This window comes from Nostocoides australiense Ben110 (genome assembly GCF_001050535.1).
Classification (GTDB): Bacteria; Actinomycetota; Actinomycetes; order Actinomycetales; family Dermatophilaceae; genus Nostocoides_A; species Nostocoides_A australiense.
In genome coordinates, this window is the sequence record NZ_HG764815.1 from 3,523,491 (window position 1) to 3,525,312 (window position 1,822).

Genomic DNA, 1,822 nt, shown 5'->3' on the forward strand with positions numbered 1-1,822 from the left:
CGGCCGGGACGAGCGGGGCCGAAACGACCGGGCACCGTTCCGCGACGACCGCGGATCGCGTCGCTACGGCCGGGACGAGCGAGGCCGAAACGACCGGGACGAGCGAGGCCGAAACGACCGGGAGGACCGGGGTGCCCGCGCCTTCCGTGATGATCGGGGGAACCGGGGCTATCGGCGGGACCGGGACGACCGTCCGTTCCGGGAGGAACGCGACCGTCGCCCGTATGGTGAGGACCGCGATGGCTCCCGGGGCCGTGACGACCGGCGTCCGTTCCGGGAGGATGGCGAGCGCGGGTCGTACCGCGACGATCGCGGTGACTTCCGGGTTCGCGATGAGCGCCGCCCGTCCCGCGATGACCGAGCCTCTCGCGACGACCGGGCCTCCCGGGAGAACCGGTCTTCCCGCGACGACCGGGGCGGCGAACGGTTCGGAGTCCGGCCGTGGGAACGCGACGAGCGCCCCACTCGCCGGCCGGCAGGGCGTGCGGGGGAGGCGGCGCGGCATACCCCCCGACCGGTGCGGGAGGAGCGGGCGCGGTCGCGCGGCATACCCGACACCACGCCACCACCAGCGCCGGCGTCGGTCGACCACGAGGACGGTGGGCCGACGTTCGCCGACCTCGGGCTTCCCGAGGCGATCGTGACGGCGCTGGCGAGCCGCGGGATTCGCCGGCCGTTCCCCATTCAGGCGGCCACGATTCCCGACGCGCTTGAGGCCAAGGATCTCCTCGGGCGGGGTCAGACCGGATCGGGCAAGACGATGGCCTTCGGGCTGCCGACGATTGCGCGTTTGAGCGGTCAGCGTGCCACCCCGAACCGCCCGCGGGCGCTGGTGCTGGTGCCGACTCGTGAACTGGCACTTCAGGTTTCGGACGCTCTCGAGCCGATCTCGCGGGCCGTCGGCGTCAGCCAGAAGGTCGTCGCGGGCGGCATGCCCTACCCGCCGCAACTCACGGCGCTGGACCGGGGAGTCGACCTGATCGTCGCCACGCCGGGCCGGTTGCAGGATCTGATCGAGCGCGGTGCTGCGCTGCTCGACGACGTCGAGATCGTCATCCTCGACGAGGCCGATCACATGGCCGATCTCGGCTTCCTGCCCGAGGTCACCGAGATCATGGACCTGATCCCCGAGGGTGGTCAGCGGCTGCTCTTCTCGGCCACCTTGGACCGCGGGATCGACGAACTCGCGCAGAAGTATCTCGTCGACCCGGTGACGCACTCGACCGACGATCCGACCGCGGCCGTGAGCACCATGGAGCACCGAGTGCTGCTCATCGAGCCGTCGATGAAGAAGACGCTCACCGCCCAGATCAGCGGCCGGCCGGGCAAGACGCTCGTCTTCGTGCGCACCCAGCTGGGCGCGGATCGCGTTGCGCGACAACTGCGCGAAAGCGGCATCATGGCCGGCCCGATCCACGGCGGCCTCAATCAGTCGATGCGCAACAAGGTCCTCGAAGCGTTCAAGGACGGCCGCCTCCAGGTGCTCGTCGCCACCGATGTCGCCGCCCGCGGCATCCACGTCGACGACGTCAGCCAGGTCGTGCAGGTCGACCCGCCCGCCGACCACAAGACCTACGTCCACCGCGCCGGCCGCACCGCCCGCGCCGGCTCGACCGGGGCCGTCGTCACCCTCGCCCTGCCGCATCAGCGCAAGGCGATGGAGAAGATCATCGAGGAGGTCGCTTTGTCGATCGCCCCCGAGCGCCTCGACAACGCCGGCGCCGCCGCCGAGGGCGTCGAGCCGAGCGAGCGGCCGGTCCCGGACGAGGTATGGCAGTCGATCATCGCCCCGCGCCCGATGCGGGGCCGCCGTGGCCCGGGT

At 71.8% G+C, this 1,822-nt stretch carries 2 protein-coding genes; one reads left to right on the forward strand and one right to left on the reverse strand.

The genetic code is table 11. The features are described 5' to 3' along the window. Nucleotides 1-505: hypothetical protein (locus tag BN11_RS25380; protein ID WP_048699552.1), on the reverse strand; the 505-nt coding region annotated here is incomplete at its 3' end. A 12-nt stretch (nt 506-517) separates the two neighbouring features. Here BN11_RS25380 and BN11_RS17215 point away from each other — a divergent pair. Continuing rightward, a partial coding sequence (locus tag BN11_RS17215) for a DEAD/DEAH box helicase (RefSeq protein WP_235435527.1) occupies nt 518-1,822 on the forward strand: 1,305 nt, incomplete at its 3' end.